The organism is Thermosynechococcus sp. GLH187 (assembly GCF_031583395.1).
In the GTDB taxonomy this organism is placed as follows: Bacteria; Cyanobacteriota; Cyanobacteriia; order Thermosynechococcales; family Thermosynechococcaceae; genus Thermosynechococcus.
On record NZ_CP134175.1, the window covers coordinates 280,514 to 297,612 of the forward strand.

Below are 17,099 nucleotides of genomic sequence, written 5' to 3' on the forward strand. Positions count from 1 at the left end.
CCAGTGCGGATGAGGGGGATTTTATTTTGACTGCTTTTCCTCTGTAAATTCTATGCTCAACTAAACCGACTTTCATGTCAGTTTCCTTGACACCATTTCCACCAGTAAATAGAATGATAATCGTTATTATTTTTAGGTACCCTATGTCCCAGCAATCCCGTAACCAGTTGTTAACCGTGCAAAGCAGCCTTGAAAGTATACCCACCTGCGTCTCGACCCAGGTGTCAGATGCTGAGATGGAGCAGGCGGTTCGCACACTCCTCATCGGGCTAGGGGAAAATCCTGATCGCGAAGGCCTGCGGGATACCCCCAAACGGGTTGTTCAAGCCTTGAAGTTTTTAACCAGTGGCTACCGCCAATCCTTGGATGAGTTGCTGAATGGTGCCGTTTTTTACGAAGACACCAATGAGATGGTCTTGGTGCGCGACATCGATCTCTTTAGTTGTTGTGAGCACCATATTCTGCCAATCATTGGGCGAGCCCATGTCGCCTACATTCCCAATGGCAGGGTCATTGGCCTGTCAAAAATTGCCCGCATTTGCGAGATGTATGCGCGGCAGCTACAGGTGCAGGAGCGCCTGACCCAACAAATTGCAAATGCTTTGCAAGGACTCCTGAAACCGCAAGGGGTGGCTGTGGTTGTTGAGGCCACCCATATGTGTATGGTGATGCGAGGCGTACAAAAACCAGACTCTTGGACGGTCACCAGTTCAATGCAAGGGGTGTTTGCTGAAGATGCCCGCACCCGCCAAGAGTTCCTAGATCTGATCCGCCACCAACCCTCCTTCCGTTAGTCTGATTACCAGACGAGGGGGAGAGGACACCGTTCTGCTACCAGCGGTCGATAACGATCAGCTGAGTGCCGTAGCGCTTGCCCTTGTATGCCATTTGCCAGCGGCACAGACCAAAACCCACGTTGCTGATGGCGCGGGCAAGCCGCTCATTCGCCAGCATCCCCTTGATCCCCACCGCTGGGTTTTCGCGGCAGAGCCGGGGCGTGAGCTTGTGGCAGAAATCGGCTCGGACATTGGCGATGCGAGCATGCAGCCGTGCCAATGCTTCAGAGGACTTCCTGCGGTTGTTGGAAATGGGAAGCTTTTTCCCTTTTGGCAGTCTATCTTTCGGTGCACATCCAGCTGCGATTTTGGCCGACGCCATTTTGCGGCTCAAGCGCCTGCTCCGAATTCTGAGACGACGCAGCGCCCTTTTGAGAGGCTGCGGGGATTCGACGGTCTCACCCTTAGAAAGTGTTACCGCTGCTGTAACACCAAGGTCGACACCGGTTATTTCATCCGCTGTGCGCCAGCGATAAAACTGCGCATCGGGTACTTCCACTTGGATGGCCACATACCAGCGATGTGCTGTAGGGAAGACCGTTGCACCGAGAATCTTGCCGCTAAAGCGCAGTGCCTCAGCCATGGCAACCTCGCCGCTTGGGTAGGCGAATGGTTTTGCCCGAAACACAGAACTGGTTGTTGGCAACATCGAAGCTGTCGCGGCAACGCCCCTTCTTCTCATTCAGCTTCACCTTGCGTCAGTTCCTTTACTAAATTCCTAGGCCAGCTCTTGCTACCTGCCTCAATTATTTTCAGAATTTCTGCCTTTGAGTAAATTCAGCCATTCCTCAACTTGAGCCGCTGCAATTTGCCGGCATCCCAAGCCAAAGGCAAGGGCGATCGCCACCGCAATAGAACCAAAGAGCAAGCCAAAGGCTAAATTGACAATGCTCGTTGCAATGCCCATCTGCTGCAGAGCCATTGCCCCCACAAACGTCATCGTTGCTAGCCGTGCCGCCTGAGCGAGAAAACGCCCTTGGGAGGTGCCAGAACTAGCAACAAGCCGAAATACTAAATTGGCAAAGTACAACCCTACCGCTAAGATCAGCGTTCCGACCAACACCCGACCAATCACCACTACTAGGGCAGTGACAAAAGCACTGAGAGCAGGAATATCCAGTACATCAACGGCAGCGATCGCCCCAAATAACAAAACGCCAACAAGGGCAACGATGCCCATCACTTCTGAGGGCTGTCGCCAGCGCTGTTCGGGTGCCTCCGCAGGCTGAGACTCCTGAGAATCCACCATCGGACGCTCTAGACCTAGCCAGACCAACACTTGATCAAAGCCGATGGTTTGCAGGAAATTGGTAACCGTCTCCGCCACAAAGCGGCCAATTACATAGGCCAGCAGCAGAATAATGGCTGCAGTAAAAATTTTCGGCAATGCCGTCAGCACTTGGTTTAGCATTGCCGTTGCCGGTTCCGTAATGGCCACGATTTGTAGCGCATCAAGGCTAGCGATCGCCGTCGGAATCAAGATTAAGACATAGACAATCGTACCGATGACCGTTGCTAGGGATTCCCCTAAACTGGTTTGCCCTAGACCGAGGCGCTGACCAATGCGCTGAATTCCCATGGCCGTCATTAAGTTAATGACTAAACTGCGGACAATGCGGGCAATAAACCAACCGACAACCGCGATAATCACCGCCTTAAAGACAAAAGGCAGTGCGCCTAGAATATCATTCAAGAGATTTTGTACAGGCTGCAATGAGCCTTGCAGATCAAGCACCCCCAAAATTAGGGGCAGGAAGAAAAGAAAAACAAACCAATAGAGGGTATTTCCCAACATCTCAGCCACAGACATGGTGGCCGGCCCCTCTGAGGAACCATTCCCCTCAGATTCAAGGGGGAGTTGACGATCCAAATTCAAAGAACGGGCAGACTGAGTGACCACCATTTTCGATATAGTTGCTACTACCCAAGCTACATCCGCCAGCAGGATCGCTGCCCCCAGCTTTGGCAGGAAACTAAAAACTTGATTGAGAAACGCATTGAGGGGCTGTGACACTGTCGTCAAGCGCAGGGCATCTAAAAAGGCCACCACCGCCAGCAAAAGAATGACCCAGAAAACTACTGCTGCCAGAATCGCAGTCACTGATATGCTTTGGAGCGACTCATTTCCACCAAAGAATTGGGTCAATCGTTCATCAACCCGCATTCGTTTCAAAACCGAGCGTGTTATCTTTGCCAGAATAGTGGCAACAATCCAGCCAATGAGCAGCAAAGCAACTGCAATAATGACTTGCGCTAAAAGGCTCCCCAAATTGTTGAGATCAAAAGCTGGATTCACTGAATTTTCACCGACAATTTGGGAAGTTTCTTCAGTATTAACTTGAGCCAACAAGCCTTCAATAGGGTTCTTAGATGAAAACCTTAAAATAGCTAGGTTAAATGTATCACGCATTACAACCGTCCTCAATTCAGACACACCCTTATCAATGCAAAATTCAGTCCTAGGATATCTAAAAAGTAGCGTGATGTCATTGAAAAACGTTTTTAGGTACTGAGATATTGAGATATGTTAAAAAATCCTAACTGTGGTCACTAGCAAGGAATCAGTTGGCTCGCTCTAAAACAAGCAGCTACAACTTGTTATCAAACACAAAAATCCCCCACCTAGAGGCAGGGGAGCTGACAAAATTTAACTTAACTTAAGTAGATCAACCGAACTTGGCTGCGGTTGAGGCAATCAGGAAGGCCGCATAGGTCAAGATGTAGCCAACGCTGAAGTGTGCCAGACCCACCAAGCGGGCTTGCACAATCGACAGCGCCACCGGCTTGTCTTTCCAACGCACCAAGTTGGCCAAGGGAGTGCGCTCATGCGCCCACACCAAGGTTTCAATCAGCTCTTGCCAGTAACCACGCCAGCTAATCAGGAACATGAAGCCTGTTGCCCACACAAGGTGACCAAACAGGAACATCCATGCCCACACCGACAGGTTATTGGTGCCGAAGGGGTTGTAGCCATTGATGAGCTGGGAGGAGTTCAACCAGAGGTAATCCCGCAGCCAACCCATGAGGTAGGTAGAGTTTTCGTTGAACTGAGCCACATTGCCTTCCCAGACACCAAGGTGTTTCCAGTGCCAGTAGAAGGTAACCCAGCCAATGGTGTTCAGCATCCAGAACATGGCCAGATAGAAGGCATCCCATGCAGAAATATCGCAGGTACCGCCACGGCCGGGGCCATCGCAGGGGAAGGCATAGCCGAAGTCTTTCTTATCTGGCATCAGTTTGGAGCCACGGGCATCCAACGCACCTTTGACCAAAATCAAGGTGGTGGTGTGCAGACCCAAGGCAATGGCGTGGTGCACCAAGAAGTCCCCAGGGCCAATCGTCAAGAACAGAGAGTTGGTGCCACTGTTGATGGCATCGAGCCAGCCGGGTAGCCAGACATTGCCGTAGTTCGGCCAAGCGGTGCTAGCAATGCTATCGGGGTTCGACAGCAGCGTATCAAAGCCATAGAGCAGTTTGCCATGGGCCGCTTGAATGAACTGAGCAAACACCGGCTCAATGAGGATTTGCTTTTCGGGGGTACCAAAGGCGACCACGACATCGTTGTGGACATAGAGACCCAAGGTGTGGAAGCCCAAGAAGAGGGACACCCAGCTTAGGTGGGAAATGATCGCCTCTTTGTGTTGTAGTACCCGATCCAACACATTGCCTTTGTTTTGGGCTGGATCATAGTCCCGCACCAAGAAGATAGCCCCATGGGCAAAGGCACCCACCATCAAGAAGCCAGCAATGTACTGGTGATGGGTATAGAGGGCAGCCATCGTGGTGTGGTCTTGGGCAATGAAGGCATAGGGTGGCAGCGAGTACATGTGCTGTGCCACCAAGGAGGTGATCACGCCCAAGCAGGCCAAGTGCCAACCCAACTGGAAGTGTAGCGAGTTGTTATAGGTTTCATAAATGCCTTGGTGAGGCATGTTGAAGGGACCTTCCACCTTCGTGCCAAAGAAGTCCTTGGCATCCATCATCTCTTTAATGCTGTGGCCAATCCCAAACTGGGTGCGGTACATGTGACCCGCCACAATAAAGAGCACCGCAATGGCAAGGTGGTGGTGCGCCATATCCGTGAGCCACAGGGACTCCGTTTGGGGATGGAAGCCACCCAAGAAGGTGAGAATCGCCGTTCCAGCACCCTGTGCCGTGCCAAAGATGTGGCTAGCCGTGTCAGGGTTTTGGGCATAGACACCCCAGTTGCCCGTAAAGAAGGGCGCCAAACCAGCGGGGTGGGGCATGGTGCTCAGGAAATTATCCCAGCCCACGTGCTGACCACGGGACTCCGGAATGGCCACGTGAATCAGGTGACCCGCCCAAGCCAAGGAGCTAACGCCAAACAGACCGGCCAAGTGGTGGTTCAACCGCGATTCGGCATTTTTGAACCAAGAGAGGCTAGGACGGAATTTGGGTTGTAGGTGCAGCCAGCCGGCAAAGAGAGCCAGCGAAGCCAGAATCAGCAGGAAGATGGCACCTTGGTAGAGGTCACCGTTGGTGCGCATACCGATGGTGTACCACCAGTGATAGACACCGGAGTAGGCAATGTCCACAGGGTTAGCAGCCCCCGCTTGGGTAAAGGCATCCACTGCGGCTTTGCCAAATTGAGGATCCCAGATCGCATGGGCGATGGGACGGGTGTTGACAGGGTCTTGAATCCATTGTTCAAAGTTCCCCTGCCACGCAACGTGGAATAGGCTACCAGACACCCACAGGAAGATGATGGCCAGATGCCCAAAGTGGGAGGCAAAAATCTTCTGGTAAAGATTTTCCTCGGTCATGCCATCGTGGCTTTCGAAGTCGTGAGCCATGGCGATGGCGTACCAAATCCGGCGTGTGGTCGGATCCTGTGCGAGGTCTTGGCTAAACTTCGGAAATTTAGTTGCCATAGTTGGTTATCTCCTCCTCGCCCCTATCCTACAGAAATAATCCGAGCTAGGAAGAATGCCCAAGTAGTGGCAATCCCCCCTAGGAGGTAATGGGCTACACCGACGGCACGGCCTTGAATAATGCTCAGGGCACGGGGCTGAATGGCCGGTGCAACTTTCAGCTTGTTGTGGGCCCAAACAATGGACTCAATCAGCTCTTGCCAGTAGCCACGACCACTGAAGAGGAACATGAGGCTGAAGGCCCAAATGAAGTGAGCACCCAAGAACAACAAACCATAGGCGGATAGGGCTGAACCATAGGAGCCAATCACCTGAGAAGCTTGTGCCCACAGGAAGTCCCGTAGCCAGCCATTGATGGTGATGGCACTTTGGGCAAAGTTACCGCCCGTGATGTGAGATACCGTGCCATCGGGAGCAACAGTACCCCAGACATCCGACTGCATCTTCCAACTGAAGTGGAAAATCACAACAGAGATGCAGTTGTACATCCAGAACAGACCCAAGAAGACGTGATCCCAACCGGAGACTTGGCAGGTACCGCCACGACCGGGACCATCGCAGGGGAAGCGGAAGCCCAAGTTGGCTTTATCGGGAATGAGGCGAGAGCTGCGGGCAAAGAGGACGCCCTTCAGCAGAATCAGCACTGTCACGTGGATGGTGAAAGCGTGAATATGGTGCACCATGAAATCGGCCGTTCCCAGAACAATGGGCATCATGGCGACTTTGCCACCGACAGCAACCACATCACCACCAAAGGCAACACTAGCGGTGGCAGCAGCATTGGGAGCCGTACCACCGGGGGCTAGGGTGTGTAGGTGTTGTACCCATTGGGCAAAGACAGGCTGAAGCTGAATGCCAGTGTCGGAGAACATATCTTGGGGACGACCAAAGGCACGCATCGTGTCGTTGTGGACGTACAGACCAAAGCTGTGGAAGCCCAAGAAGATGCACACCCAGTTGAGGTGGGAAATGATGGCATCGCGATGGCGCAGTACCCGATCCAGAACGTTGTTTTGATTCATGGCCGGATCGTAATCACGCACCATGAAGATGGCACCGTGGGCAGCACCACCCACAATCAGGAAGCCGCCAATCCACATGTGGTGGGTAAACAGCGACAGTTGGGTTGGATAGTCGGTGGCCAAGTAAGGATAGGGGGGCATTGCATACATGTGCTGCGCCACAATAATGCTCAGCGAACCCATCATGGCTAGGTTGATCGCCAGTTGGGCATGCCAAGAGGTGGTCAGCACTTCGTACAGACCTTTGTGGCCGGCACCGGTGAAGGGGCCTTTGTGGGCTTCAAGAATCTCTTTGAGGCTGTGGCCAATCCCCCAATTGGTGCGGTACATGTGACCGGCAATGATGAAAAGGACAGCGATCGCCACGTGATGGTGAGCCGTATCCGACAGCCACAGGCCACCGGTAACAGGGTTCAAGCCGCCGTTAAAGGTCAGGAAATCCGAGTAGGCAGCCCAATTAAGGGTGAAGAAGGGAATGACGCCACTCAAAAAACCCCAATCCACTTTGGGATATAGGTCGGCCATCAAGCTGGGGTTAAGGATAAACTCGTGGGGCAAGGGAATATCCTTAGCAGCAACCCCTGCATCCAAGAGTTTGTTGATGGGTAGCGAGACGTGGATCTGGTGACCTGCCCAAGCCAAAGACCCCAAGCCAAGCAAGCCGGCGAGGTGGTGGTTGAGCATGGATTCCACGTTTTGGAACCATTCCAGCTTAGGAGCGCGCTTGTGATAGTGGAACCAGCCTGCAAAGAGCATTAAGCCAGCCATGACCAAGCCACCGATTGCGGTGCAGTAAAGCTGGAACTCATTGGTGATCCCAGAGGCACGCCACAGTTGGAATAGCCCCGAGGTGATTTGGATGCCGTGGAAACCACCGCCGACATCACCATTGAGAATGCCTTGACCCACAATGGGCCAGACCACTTGAGCACTGGGCTTGATACCGGTGGGATCGGCCAGCCAAGCCTCATAGTTTGAGAATTTTGCACCGTGGAAGTACATCCCACTCAGCCAGATGAACACCACAGCCAGATGGCCGAAGTGTGCACTGAAGATCTTGCGGGAAATATCTTCAAGGTCGCTCGTGTGTGTATCAAAATCGTGGGCAAGAGCGTGGAGGTTCCAAATCCATGTGGTGGTTTGGGGTCCTCTGGCCAAGGTGCGGTCAAAATGCCCGGGTTTTGCCCATTTTTCAAACGATGTGGACACCGGGTCATTGTCAACCACGACTCTGACCTTTGGCTCTCGCTCCGGTGGACTGATGGTCATCGAGTCTCTCCTCTCTCTTAGGCAAGGAAGGAACGAGGGCATTCACCTCGGCAATATAGAAAGATCTTTAGATCAATGATTGTGAAGAATCGTGAATCTAAAGACCCAGAATGGAACGATAAAGCCCGTTCAGGAGGCGAATGCTCAATTCAGCATTATAGAAGGGGAGTACAGACTTTGCCGATAATTAACATTATTTAAGATGCTTGAATTCTTGACATGATTGTGGGGGTATAAATGCATAATATATGCGCTATCATATCCATTGATTTAATACAGGTGGCCGTGGCTCAATTCCCTGTAGAATCGGCTTTTGGGGCGATCGCCCCCGACATGTAAATTGTTTTAAGTTTTATGACAAAAGTGATTATTTGTACCACTGATGCGCCTAGGCCGGTCGGCCCCTATAGCCAAGCCGTGCGGCAAGGGGAATGGGTCTTTCTCGCAGGGCAAATTGCCCTTGATCCAAAAACGGGTGAGATTGTTGGTGGCGAAGATGTCAAGGAGCAAACCCGCCAAGTGATGGATAATCTCAGTGCTGTCCTCAAGGCCGCCGGTAGCGATTGGTCACAGGTGGTGAAAACAACCGTGTATCTTGCAGACCTCAATGACTTCGCCGCCATGAATGAAATCTATGCTCAGTACATGGATGCTGAGACAGCGCCTGCCCGTGCCTGTGTGGAAGTATCGCGCCTGCCGAAGGGAGCCAAGGTCGAAATTGACTGCATTGCCTACTGTCCTACAACGGCCTAACGGCAATCACCGAGGCACGGAAATTATACTCTTTGCCCTCTAATTCTACGGGCGTTCCCACTTTGATGGCCATATTCCCTAGCACCGGGCCATTGTTCGTGATTTGGCCTCGGCCTTCGAGGGTCAGGAGCAAGTTGCTACTGTAGGCCATCTCTGGGCGGGGATCTGGCAGCGCTTTAACCGACCCATCGGGCTGGGAAACAGTAACTGTGCGCGGCAGAACCTGGACATTTTTCACAGTAATTTGGCCGTAGGGCTGGTTGCGAATAATAAAGTTGGCGGTACTGCTCTTGGGAATTAGGTCTTGGGGAGTGGGAGTACTCAGACCCAGAACGAGAACATCTACTTCAATAGGTTGGGCAGCGGTCATTTGTGCCAACGAGGTGCCCGATCGCCCCGGCAGGAGGAACAAGCCCGCCAAAACGCACAGGAGAACAAGCCCTGCCCCAAGGTCTAGAAGACTCAGTTTGCCAAAAAGACGGCCATAGCGATCAATGAGTTTCATCGGCACTCTAGCTTAAACCCGCAGCAACATCCTACCACACGGGTTCTCCCTAACCGGCTTGCCAAACCCAGAGTTCCCCTTGGGTGCCCCCGGCGGCTAAATACGATCCCTTGGGGTGCCAAGCAAGAGTTGTGAAGTATTCTTGGGCACCTTGCAGTAACTCCTGCGGTTGAGTTTGCTGCCAATAACACAGCCATCCCTCATCGCCACTGGACACGAAGCCTTGACCTTGGGGATGAATAGAGAGGGCGCGCACAGTGCCACGGTGCAGATCCAGCACTTGGGGTTGCCAGCCGCTTGCATCCTCGCTGAGGCGCCAGAGGATAATCCCCTCTTGGGAACTGCTCAGGAGCTGGGGGGCTTGGTTGGCGGTTTCCAACCAGTGAAGATGCCGCACTTTACCGGGAAAGCCCTGCATGTGCCACGGATACTGATCGCCCCAACGCCAGACAAAAAGGGTGTGATCCATGTTGCTGGCCGCGAAATATTCCCCTGTGGCGGACCAAGCTACGCCCACTGTCGCAGACATAAACCCTAATTCTTGGGGATCGGCATCCCAATCTTTAGCCGACCACACCCGCACACCGCCATAACCGGCAACGGCCAAAGCATCACCCGTAGGTTGCCAAGCCAAAGCGAGCACTGACGAGGCCGCAAAATCAAGGGTGGCAATGACATCGGCTTGAGCCGCATCCCAAATCTGGACGTAATGACCAAGACTAAAAGCAACCCAAGGCAATGTGGGATGCCAAGCCAGTTGATCAATCCAGTGGGAACCGTAGTGGAGCACCTGAAGATTCTCAGGGTGAGCTAAGGAACCCATGAGTACCCGTCCCTGCTCTCCCGCCGCTGCCCACCACTGGCGATCGCTGGCCACCGCGAGGATCGTTAAGCTTTGATCGGTCGCCGTTTGCAAGATGAGTTGCTCACCCACCTCTGGATCAATGTGATAGACCTCTCCTGCGGCGGAAGCGGCCAACAGATGGCGATCGCCCCACGCCAAGGCGGTGACGTACTCTTGAAGTTGGGTTTGTCCTAGTGGGATCAGAGAATTCACCAGTCACGCCCCTAGTGGAGGGTGTCGAAATAGATCTGAATGCCGACAATCATGGCAAACATGAGGACAATAAACAAGCTGATGATCAGCCAGTGCCCCGCCACATTCACGTCAAAGATCTCACCATAAATGCCGTAGAGCCGGTCAATAATGCCTTCCGCTTGGCCAATGGCTTTTTCCCGCTTCAGCATCCAGTTAGAATACCGTTCCTGCCAAATCTGCAGATCATCCTTGTAGTTGGTCATCTCCTCTTGGAAGGTGGCAAAGGCGGCTGGGGTGGTTGGCGTTGCTGGTTCCGTGGGCTTTTGCGGTTCGGCCTCATCAAGGGCTGGGGTGTAGTAGCCACGAACCCCCGGGAAGTAGCAGGTCTTAAAGAGTTGGGCACCCGTGCAACGACAGCTTTCGGGGGGATGGGTTTCATTGGGTTTCGTCCAGCAGGGATCCAAAGCGACATCCTTGCCCACTTTTGTAATTGTGACAAAGGCTTCAAAGGGCCACTTGGTTAAGGTAAAGACATTCATGACTTGGCCAATCGGATTCATCTGGGAGGGGGCAATAATCCCGCCCCCAAATGTGACTTGGGGAATAATAAAGAGAATTAACAACAGGGGGGCGATCGCTGTATTGGGTGACAGTGCCGACACCAACAGCCCCATCATCATGCCACTGAAGGAGGCCAAGAACATCGTCAGCCATAACTGCACTTGAGTGAGGCTATCGCCGGGAAAATCAATGGCAATGTTTTTGAATAGGAGAAAGGCCGAGGCCTGATAAAGTGACAGCAATAGCGCCACCGTTGTCTTAGAAAAGACATAGGCACCAATTTTCAGTCCTACGAGGTGTTCGCGGCGGTAAATCTCTCGCTCTTTGGCGATTTCGCGCATCGTAGTTAAATTACCCACCATCACCGCCACCAAGGCTGTGGCAAAGAGCATCGTAATCGCTGAGGCGGCATCCCCCTTGCGAATATCAAACAGGTGGCGATCCCAAACTATCAAGTCCAGTAAACCAATAAAGAAAGGGATCGAGAAATTCAAAATTAAGCTGACGCGATCGCGCATTAAAACGGCTGCTTCCCGCTGCAACAGGATCAGGTACTGCCGTAAGCCTGAGACAGGGTGGTACTGGGGAATTTTGCTGGCACGTTTCCCTTGGGCATCTGGCGTGCGTCCCTGATCGAGGTGGCAGACTACTGCCTTCTGGCGATCGAGAACATAGGTTTTGTACTGTTTCGACTGCAAATATAACTGCTGCCATTCTTCAGGGCTGCGCTCGCGCTCAACCAAGGGATAAATGTCATTAAAGGACTTGACACCAAAGTAGTCAGGAGCTTCATTGGGGAGGCCAAAATAGGCAATGCGACCGCCAGCGGCGAGAAACAAGACCAAATTACATAGCTTGATATTTTCTGTGACGTGAGTAATCAGGACAACAGTACAGCCACCATTGGCTAAGCGCCGCAATAGGGTCATGACATCTGCCTCGGTACCCGGATCCAGACCCGAAGTGGCCTCATCGAGAAAGAACAAACTGGGTTTGGTAATTAACTCAACACCTATGGAGACCCGCTTCAGTTGGCCGCCACTGAGATTTTTGATTGGCACATCCCGCCGTTGGCTCAGCCCCAAAATCTGCATCACCTCTTCCACGCGGCTGTGGCGTTCAGTAGGTGTAATATCAGCTGGCATCCGCAATTGGGCGGCAAAGTCGAGGGCTTCCTCAACGGTGAGTTCCTTGTGGACGATGTCTTCCTGAGGCACATAGGCAAACTGAGAGCGGTAGGCATCAAAGTTGTGGTAGAGATCGTTGCCATTCACCAGAACCGTGCCACTGGAGGCGGGGTTAAATCCCGTCAACGCCCGCAATAGGGTCGATTTGCCACACCCACTGACGCCAGCAATGACCACAAATTCACGGGGCAAAATGGATAGGGAGACATCGTGGAGGAGCTTTTTATTCCCTTTGACGACTTTCTCTAGGCCAAAGGCATCAAGGCGAATACTGCCCGTTTCATTATCAACGGTGATCGTTTCGTCAACATTGATTTGCAGGAGATAGGGGCCGATGCGAATTTTGTCGCCAATTCGTAGGGCATGGGGTTTGGTGAGGCGCTTGCCATTGCAAAAGACACCGTTGGAGGAATTGAGGTCTGTAATGACAATGGAGGTGCCTTGACGTTCAATCTTGGCATGGTGGCGGGAGACTTGGGGGTGATCAATTTGAATGTCATTGTCGTCACCCCGACCAATCCGCAGAACCGTCTTGCCCTGAAAGCTAATGGCTTTTTGCAGAAACTGAGCTTGGCTTTCACGGAAGGTGATCTTGACGTTGACACCGATGTAGAAGGTATCCTCGTCCTTGAGGTCTTTTTCCTTGATGGGGCGATCGCCATAGACCAGACCGAGCTTACTGTCCAAGTCACGGATGCGATAGCCAGTGTCCGTCTTAACAATTTCAAAGTGATGCCGCGAAATGGTCGGATAGGAAATCACAATTTCGTTGTGGGGCGATCGCCCTACCCGTACCGTGGGTTGCAAGAGTGGAAACTCCTCGACGGAAGCGGGCGTACTAATTTGCAGAAAGGGGGATGATTCTTGATCCGAGGCTAAAACCGTTGCCTCATTGCTATGGGATGCCATGGGACACAGGCTCAACACACCGACGGTTCCCCTTCACGATAACAAGTGCCCTTGAGTCTTGGGGAAGGCCTAGACTAAACCGTTACGAAGTGCAACAACCGCCGCCTGCACACGGTCATCCACCGCCAACTTGTTCAAAATACCCCGCACATGGGTCTTGATAGTATTTGGACTGAGAAACAGCTTACTGGCAATTTCAGGGTTACTATAGCCTTCCACCATCAGCTTCAGGACATCCAGTTCCCGCTGCGACAGGTGATAGTCCATTGTCGGTTGGGGCGGATGCAGGTGCTGGATCACATGGCGGGCAATCTGGGGATCAAGGTAGGTGGCTCCCTCTTGGGCAGCAGCGATCGCCATCAGTAATCGCTCAACGGTTTCTCCCTTGATACAGTAGGCATCGGCACCACTAGAAAGGGCAGCAACAGCTTCAAGAGCCGATTGGTGGGAGGTAAGCATCACCACATGAATGTCAGGAAATTCTCGCTTCAGCCGTTGGGTGGCGGCAATCCCGTCTAGCCTTGGTAGGCCAATGTCCATAATGACCACTTGCGGCTGCAACTGGCGTGTCATAATCAATGGCGCCATAGCCATCTTCGGCATAACCCACCACAGCAAACTGCTCTCCTAGGGCTTGTCCTAGCCCCAGTTGCATCATTGGATCATCTTCCACAATCAGGAGCCGCAGCTTGGGTGCCATGGTGGGCGGGGAAGTGCATTAACCGAGACCCGGAACGTTCAAGCCACCTGTTAACTCTTCCATCCGTTCCCGCATGGTAGCGGTGGATTTTTGGTAGGCATCGCGCATGGCGGCGGTCACCAAATCAGAGAGCACTTCAGCCCCTTCACTCAGGAGATCTGGGCTGATTTCGACGCGGCGGGGTTCTTGGGTACCACTCATAATCACTTTGACGGCACCCCCCGCTGCTTGACCCTCAATGTCCATTTTTTCGAGGTCTTCTTGCAGCTTCTTGGCGCCTTCTTGAACTTGTTGTGCTTTCTGGATGGCTGCGGCCAGCTCCTTCATTTTGCCAAGACCGAAGCCAAAACCCTGTCCCTGTGCCATAGTGTTCCTTCTATACAGTGCGGACTATTGACTGCTATCTTATCACTGTCTTGAGAAGGGATTAGCGCGCTGCACGGGCAAGGGCATTGTAGAGACCATTGAGGACGGGAGGGGAAGGGAGGGGGGGCGAGTTCTCAAAAATTTGCATTGGCGTCAGGTTAGGTCGGCCATAGAAGCGGGTACTGGCACTACGATCAAAACTAATATTGGCGCCCTCAAGGGCAACGCCGGCAAACAGACCCGCACTGCGTGTGTAGGAAAAGACTTGGGGACTCGGATCTGTAGGACTGACGACTTCGCCACCCACAGGGCCTGCCGCAACGGAGACATTGCCCCCTAGACGAAAGGACTGCGCCAAGCTGCGCATGACGACGGATTTATCCATGAAGGCCAGCACCACATCCGTGGATTGGGCACCAATTTGCAGGCCAAAGCTCCCGCCGGTCATTGTGATAAAGGCGGGCTTACTCCATTCATTATTTTCATTGCGCACAAGCAGAATACCGGCGCCACGGCGGCCCCCAAAGAGAAAGCCCGCTTGAACGACATTGGGAATAATGGCAATTCCTTGAGCGCGCTGGACAATCCTCGGTGGAATGCGGTTGTTGTTGTTAAATGTAAACTCGCCAAGGACAAATGTGGCATTCTCGACCCGTTGCACCATGCGAGAATCAGGGGCATTTTGGGCAAGGGTGGTATGGGGGATGAAAATCAGGGCGATCGCCCCTACAATTGCAGCGCCAGTTCGGTGAAATCGTGCCATAAGAAAACTCAATTCCATCGCAATTCCTCTTATTTGTGCGTCAATGTATTGTTAGACGAGCCAACCTTACCTGCCTGTTCCCTGACCTGTCATGCCTTGGTTGGTAGTAACAAACCTGAAGAAAACCTGTTTTTTGATTTTCTGCAACCGATTTCCGGCATCTGTTGTTAAAACGGATGTGGCAGAATGTAAAGGGTTTTGCCTGCACTAGTGATTCATACCTAGTTCGTTTTCCCAAGCAGGCAGCTCTCATGGAAAGTTAGGTGGCACGCATGGAACCCCTGTATCAATACGCTTGGCTGATTCCCGTTTTACCCCTCTTGGGAGCGCTGATTGTTGGCTTTGGCTTGATTGCCTTTTCAGAGACCACCTCGAAACTGCGGCGACCCAGTGCCATTTTCATCATGGCGTTGATGGCGATCGCCATGGTGCATTCTCTGAGCCTTTTCTGGAGTCAAGTCCAAGGCCACGCCCCCTATACGCAAATGATTGAATGGGCAGCGGCGGGCAATCTCCACATTGCCATGGGATACGTGATTGACCCCTTAGCGGCATTGATGTTGGTCATCGTCACAACGGTGGCCTTTTTAGTCATGCTCTACAGCGATGGCTACATGGCTCATGATGCGGGCTATGTTCGCTTTTTTGCCTATCTCAGCCTGTTTGGCTCCTCGATGCTGGGGTTGGTCGTCAGTCCCAACTTGGTGCAGGTCTATATCTTTTGGGAATTGGTGGGGATGTGCTCCTACCTGCTGATTGGCTTCTGGTATGACCGCAAAAGCGCGGCGGAAGCAGCACAGAAGGCATTTGTTACCAACCGTGTCGGTGATTTTGGCCTTTTGTTGGGCATGGTGGGGCTATTTTGGGCAACGGGTACCTTTGACTTTGGTGGCATGGGCGATCGCCTGACGGAACTGGTCAATACCGGCCTACTTTCCCCTAGTCTTGCCGCCATTCTTGCCATCTTGGTCTTTCTCGGTCCTGTGGCCAAATCTGCCCAGTTTCCCCTGCATGTGTGGCTACCAGATGCGATGGAAGGTCCGACCCCCATTTCTGCTCTGATTCACGCGGCAACCATGGTGGCAGCCGGGGTCTTCCTGATTGCGCGGATGTTCCCTGTGTTTGAGCAATTGCCCCAAGTGATGACGATCATTGCTTGGACGGGGGCCTTTACGGCCTTTATGGGGGCAACCATTGCCATCACCCAAAACGACATCAAAAAGAGCTTGGCCTATTCAACCATTTCCCAACTGGGCTATATGGTCATGGGGATGGGCGTGGGTGCCTACAGTGCTGGCCTTTTTCACCTGATGACCCATGCCTACTTCAAAGCGATGCTCTTTCTTGGATCGGGGTCAGTCATCCACAGCATGGAAGGGGTGGTTGGCCATAACCCAGACTTGGCTCAAGATATGCACTACATGGGGGGGCTGCGCAAGTACATGCCGATTACGGGGGCAACATTTCTAGTGGGGTGCTTGGCCATTTCTGGCGTGCCTCCCTTTGCTGGCTTTTGGTCAAAGGATGAAATTTTAGGCGCGGTTTTTCATGCCAACCCGGCAATGTGGCTGCTGACGTGGCTCACGGCGGGCTTAACCGCCTTTTACATGTTCCGCATGTACTTCATGACCTTTGAGGGCAAGTTCCGTAATGTGCCCCCAGAGTTACAGGAGCACTATGATCACAATGCCCACCACGATCAGCACGCTGCTGAACCCCATGAATCTCCTTGGACAATGACCCTACCCTTGGTGGTGCTAGCGATTCCCTCGACGTTGATTGGTTTTGTGGGTACCCCCTTCAACAATCTCTTTGAGGCCTTTATCCATGCTCCCGGTGAGGAGATGGTGGCGGAGCACGCGGTGGATTTGACAGAGTTTCTCATCCTTGGCGGTAGCTCTGTGGGCATTGGCCTGCTTGGCATTACCTTGGCCTCCCTGATGTATCTCAAGGGCACTCCCAGTCCGCAGGCGATCGCCAAAGCCATTCAACCGCTGTACCAGTTCTCACTGCATAAGTGGTATTTCGATGAACTCTATGAAGCGGTCTTCATTAAAGGCTGTCGTCGCTTGGCGCGTCAGGTCTTGGAAGTGGATTACAACGTGGTGGATGGCGTGGTCAACCTCACGGGCTTTGTCACGATGGTCACTGGTGAAGGACTGAAATACTTCCAAAATGGCCGTGCCCAATTCTACGCCCTCATTGTGCTGCTGGCGGTGTTGGGATTTGTCATCTTCTCGGTGCAAGCCTAACCCCGGTTATGGTTCTTTCCCAACTGCTGGAGGAGTAAACACGAC

General features: G+C 52.7%; 12 protein-coding genes and 1 pseudogene. 3 read left to right on the forward strand and 10 right to left on the reverse strand.

The window, feature by feature from the left end:
• Positions 1-143: 143 nt before the first annotated feature.
• Positions 144-794 (forward strand): GTP cyclohydrolase I FolE, encoded by a 651-nt coding sequence (gene folE, locus RHI63_RS01265; RefSeq protein WP_206200730.1) that lies wholly within the window; start codon positions 144-146, stop codon positions 792-794.
• A gap of 37 nt (positions 795-831) precedes the next feature.
• On the opposite strand, the gene RHI63_RS01270 is transcribed toward folE, so the two are convergent.
• The 4 genes from RHI63_RS01270 to psaA form a co-directional block, all read right to left on the reverse strand.
• A complete protein-coding gene (locus tag RHI63_RS01270; protein ID WP_206200731.1) occupies positions 832-1,419 on the reverse strand; it encodes an RNA-guided endonuclease TnpB family protein in 588 nt (195 codons plus the stop codon).
• A 159-nt stretch (positions 1,420-1,578) separates the two neighbouring features.
• Positions 1,579-3,183 (reverse strand): mechanosensitive ion channel, encoded by a 1,605-nt coding sequence (locus RHI63_RS01275; RefSeq protein WP_310821747.1) that lies wholly within the window; start codon positions 3,181-3,183, stop codon positions 1,579-1,581.
• Positions 3,184-3,502: 319 nt separating this feature from the next.
• A complete protein-coding gene (gene psaB / locus RHI63_RS01280) occupies positions 3,503-5,728 on the reverse strand; it encodes a photosystem I core protein PsaB (RefSeq protein WP_206200733.1) in 2,226 nt (741 codons plus the stop codon).
• A gap of 23 nt (positions 5,729-5,751) precedes the next feature.
• Positions 5,752-7,959, reverse strand: a complete 2,208-nt coding sequence (psaA, locus tag RHI63_RS01285) for a photosystem I core protein PsaA (protein WP_399373354.1) — start codon at positions 7,957-7,959, stop codon at positions 5,752-5,754.
• Positions 7,960-8,373: 414 nt separating this feature from the next.
• Here psaA and RHI63_RS01290 point away from each other — a divergent pair, with 414 nt between their 5' ends.
• Positions 8,374-8,772, forward strand: a complete 399-nt coding sequence (locus RHI63_RS01290) for a RidA family protein (protein ID WP_302678649.1) — start codon at positions 8,374-8,376, stop codon at positions 8,770-8,772.
• On the opposite strand, the gene RHI63_RS01295 is transcribed toward RHI63_RS01290, so the two are convergent.
• The 6 genes and pseudogenes from RHI63_RS01295 to RHI63_RS01320 all read right to left on the reverse strand — a co-directional run bounded on the left by RHI63_RS01295 (position 8,759) and on the right by RHI63_RS01320 (position 14,802).
• Positions 8,759-9,277, reverse strand: a complete 519-nt coding sequence (locus RHI63_RS01295; RefSeq protein WP_206200736.1) for a DUF4330 domain-containing protein — start codon at positions 9,275-9,277, stop codon at positions 8,759-8,761. The genes RHI63_RS01290 and RHI63_RS01295 overlap by 14 nt on opposite strands.
• 49 nt (positions 9,278-9,326) lie before the next feature.
• The gene (locus tag RHI63_RS01300) at positions 9,327-10,334 is read right to left on the reverse strand and encodes a WD40 repeat domain-containing protein (RefSeq protein ID WP_225901612.1); all 1,008 of its coding nucleotides are present in this window, start codon (positions 10,332-10,334) and stop codon (positions 9,327-9,329) included.
• Positions 10,335-10,345: 11 nt separating this feature from the next.
• The gene (locus RHI63_RS01305; RefSeq protein ID WP_206200737.1) at positions 10,346-12,973 is read right to left on the reverse strand and encodes an FHA domain-containing protein; all 2,628 of its coding nucleotides are present in this window, start codon (positions 12,971-12,973) and stop codon (positions 10,346-10,348) included.
• Positions 12,974-13,042: 69 nt separating this feature from the next.
• Positions 13,043-13,673: pseudogene (locus tag RHI63_RS01310) on the reverse strand (response regulator).
• 18 nt (positions 13,674-13,691) lie between these two features.
• Positions 13,692-14,039 (reverse strand): YbaB/EbfC family nucleoid-associated protein, encoded by a 348-nt coding sequence (locus tag RHI63_RS01315; RefSeq protein WP_206200739.1) that lies wholly within the window; start codon positions 14,037-14,039, stop codon positions 13,692-13,694.
• A 61-nt stretch (positions 14,040-14,100) separates the two neighbouring features.
• Entirely contained in the window at positions 14,101-14,802 is a 702-nt protein-coding gene (locus tag RHI63_RS01320; protein ID WP_310744718.1) for a lipid-binding SYLF domain-containing protein, read from the reverse strand.
• A gap of 272 nt (positions 14,803-15,074) precedes the next feature.
• Here RHI63_RS01320 and RHI63_RS01325 point away from each other — a divergent pair, with 272 nt between their 5' ends.
• Positions 15,075-17,054, forward strand: coding sequence for an NAD(P)H-quinone oxidoreductase subunit 5 (locus tag RHI63_RS01325; RefSeq protein ID WP_310821748.1), 1,980 nt, complete (start codon positions 15,075-15,077; stop codon positions 17,052-17,054).
• Positions 17,055-17,099: the final 45 nt, after the last annotated feature.

Excerpts from the sequence above, each read along its gene's own strand:
- folE (WP_206200730.1), top strand. The coding sequence starts at position 144 with ATGTCCCAGCAATCCCGTAACCAGTTGTTAACCGTGCAAAGCAGCCTT.
- RHI63_RS01270 (WP_206200731.1), bottom strand. The coding sequence starts at position 1,419 with ATGGCTGAGGCACTGCGCTTTAGCGGCAAGATTCTCGGTGCAACGGTC.
- psaB (WP_206200733.1), bottom strand. The coding sequence starts at position 5,728 with ATGGCAACTAAATTTCCGAAGTTTAGCCAAGACCTCGCACAGGATCCG.
- RHI63_RS01290 (WP_302678649.1), top strand. The coding sequence starts at position 8,374 with ATGACAAAAGTGATTATTTGTACCACTGATGCGCCTAGGCCGGTCGGC.
- RHI63_RS01295 (WP_206200736.1), bottom strand. The coding sequence starts at position 9,277 with ATGAAACTCATTGATCGCTATGGCCGTCTTTTTGGCAAACTGAGTCTT.
- RHI63_RS01305 (WP_206200737.1), bottom strand. The coding sequence starts at position 12,973 with ATGGCATCCCATAGCAATGAGGCAACGGTTTTAGCCTCGGATCAAGAA.
- RHI63_RS01315 (WP_206200739.1), bottom strand. The coding sequence starts at position 14,039 with ATGGCACAGGGACAGGGTTTTGGCTTCGGTCTTGGCAAAATGAAGGAG.
- RHI63_RS01320 (WP_310744718.1), bottom strand. The coding sequence starts at position 14,802 with ATGGCACGATTTCACCGAACTGGCGCTGCAATTGTAGGGGCGATCGCC.
- RHI63_RS01325 (WP_310821748.1), top strand. The coding sequence starts at position 15,075 with ATGGAACCCCTGTATCAATACGCTTGGCTGATTCCCGTTTTACCCCTC.